Origin of the sequence: Neobacillus drentensis (assembly GCF_036966985.1) — a bacterium.
Classification (GTDB): domain Bacteria; phylum Bacillota; class Bacilli; order Bacillales; family Cytobacillaceae; genus Neobacillus; species Neobacillus drentensis_E.
In genome coordinates, this window is sequence record NZ_JBALSN010000574.1 from 1 (window position 1) to 2,304 (window position 2,304).

Genomic DNA, 2,304 nt, shown 5'->3' on the forward strand with positions numbered 1-2,304 from the left:
TACTCAAAGTTTTCGCCTTCAATTTTCCAATCTATAAAATCACTTTCATTACGCACATCAAAGATAAATAACTCTTCTTTATTAAAAACTTTTTTCGTTACCTCTTTAGAAGTCATTTCATTTACGGTCATCTCTATTTACCCCCCACGGTATAATTTTATTTAAAAAAATATCTGATCCATAAGTCTGCAATCTAATTCTTAAGTGCCAACATGATGCTATCAGGATCAAACCGATTACCATTAATTAATGCTACCTGTTGTGTCACCAGTCCACTGGCTCATTCCTGGAACAACATTAATTACACTAGTAAAACCTTTATCCACTAATTTTTGTGCAGCAAGATCACTGCGGTTTCCTGTCCGGCAGACGACAATAATTTGATCTTGTTTGTTTAATTCATTTATTCTCTCTTCCAATTCACCTAATGGAATGGAGATCGCGTTAGGAATATGATGGAAAGCATATTCTGCAGCTTCTCTTACATCGATTACTACGATATTTTCATTTGATTCAAGCTTTTTTTCAAGTTCTTCATTATTGATAACATTTGGATGATTTCTTTCATTTAATTCATCATTAGAAGATTTGCGAAGGTAGTGCTTTAATACATCGCCTTCTTCGATGGTTCCTAAATAATGATGTCCAGTACTTTCAGCCCATGCTTTCATATCGGCTTTGGATCCTTTATCNNTTTTTTGTTTTTACAATCGGCATTGGACATGCTAATCCTTTTGCATCTAAAATTACGTTTGCTGTTATGATATTCATGATAGACCTCCTGTTTTTATACCTATAAGGGTATTATTTTTATTAAAAAAATTTATTCAACTTTACCTTCCCAAGCAAGCATCCCACCAGCCATGTTAATCACCTTGAATCCATAGCTTTCAAGGAATTGTGTGGCGCGACCACTTCTGCCACCTGAACGGCACACCATAATATACTCTTTTTTTTTTCTAATTCATGCATACGAAATTCAACTAATCCTAATGGAATGTTTGTGGCACCTGGAATTTTGCCATCTGCAACTTCATCCACTTTACGAACATCAATGATATTTAATGTTTTTCCCTCGTTTAATAATGTTTCAACTTCTTTTACTGTAATTTGTTTCATTTTGAAGTTCCTCCTATTATTTTGTTTAAGAACAAGCATGTTGGTAAGAATCTCTTTAACATAAAGAAAGGTATTATATAAACAGATTCACATTTCCTTCCTCTGCATCAGCTAAATATGTTGCTACTCCTGCATAGTCAATGTTATCTAAAAGCTCTTCTTGTTTAAGACCTAACAAATCCATGGTCATGGTACAAGCTACAAGTTTTACTTCCTGCTCTTGTGCCATTTCGATTAATTGTGGTAGTGGCATCGCATTATGCTTTTTCATAATATCTTTAATCATTTTCTGACCGAATCCGCCAAAGTTCATTTTGGAAAGACCCATTTTATCAGCGCCTCTAGGCATCATTTTTCCAAACATCTTTTCCATTAAGCCTTTTTTTACGGGAATATGTTCATCTTTACGAAGTGCATTTAATCCCCAAAATGTATGGAAAATCGTTACTTCATGATCGTAAGCAGCTGCTCCATTTGCGATAATATAAGCAGCCATAGCTTTATCATAATCTCCACTAAATAATACAATTGTAGTTTTTTTCTTTTCTGTCATGTTATGACCTCCCAGATGTAATTTCCTACCTATACCCGTATAGGTATTTATAAATTCAAAAAATTTTTAATTTTACCCCTATGGGTATAAATATTAGTAAAAATAAAAGAGGGTGTCAACCCTTTTTTATCGACTCTTTACTAGCAAATTTACCGCTTCTTTTACTAATTCTTCCATGCTTTTTTCCCCATGCTCATTTGCTTTTTGGACACATTCCACTAAATTGGAACTAACAATTAACCCGATAGTCCGATCAATGGCACTTCTTGTTGCAGATAATTGAGTAATAACTTCTTTGCAGTCCTTGTTTTCTTCCATCATTTTTAAGATTCCTCTTAACTGTCCTTCAATGCGTTTTACCCTATTTTTCATTTGATCATTATAATCCATGTTTTTTACCTCCTCTAAAAATTAGTTTCTATCAAATATCTTATCTTTTATACAAAGTAAGGGGTAAAATGAAAGCTGTTAAAATTTAACATATCATTTAAGCCTCCTTCAATGAAACGATGTCATTGACAAGCTCTATAATATACCCCTATAGGTATAAAGTCAATAGATTCATTTTAAAAAGCTTTCTATCTTGGGAAAGCATCATTTTTAGAAACACGTATCATTTCACTAGGAAAATA

The 2,304-nt window shown here is 33.2% G+C and carries 2 protein-coding genes and 3 pseudogenes; all 5 read right to left on the bottom strand.

The genetic code is table 11. The annotated features are described in order from the left end of the window. Nucleotides 1–131, bottom strand: a pseudogene (locus V7659_RS28200) (MBL fold metallo-hydrolase); the annotation flags it as partial. Between the two features lie 111 nt (nt 132–242). After that, nucleotides 243–771, bottom strand: a pseudogene (locus V7659_RS28205) (sulfurtransferase TusA family protein). Between the two features lie 52 nt (nt 772–823). After that, a pseudogene (locus V7659_RS28210) lies at nt 824–1,119 on the bottom strand (rhodanese-like domain-containing protein). A gap of 73 nt (nt 1,120–1,192) precedes the next feature. Beyond that, nucleotides 1,193–1,672, bottom strand: coding sequence for a DsrE/DsrF/DrsH-like family protein (locus tag V7659_RS28215; RefSeq protein ID WP_335543374.1), 480 nt, complete (start codon nt 1,670–1,672; stop codon nt 1,193–1,195). A 126-nt stretch (nt 1,673–1,798) separates the two neighbouring features. Next, nucleotides 1,799–2,062 (bottom strand): metal-sensitive transcriptional regulator, encoded by a 264-nt coding sequence (locus V7659_RS28220; protein WP_335543375.1) that lies wholly within the window; start codon nt 2,060–2,062, stop codon nt 1,799–1,801. Nucleotides 2,063–2,304: the final 242 nt, after the last annotated feature.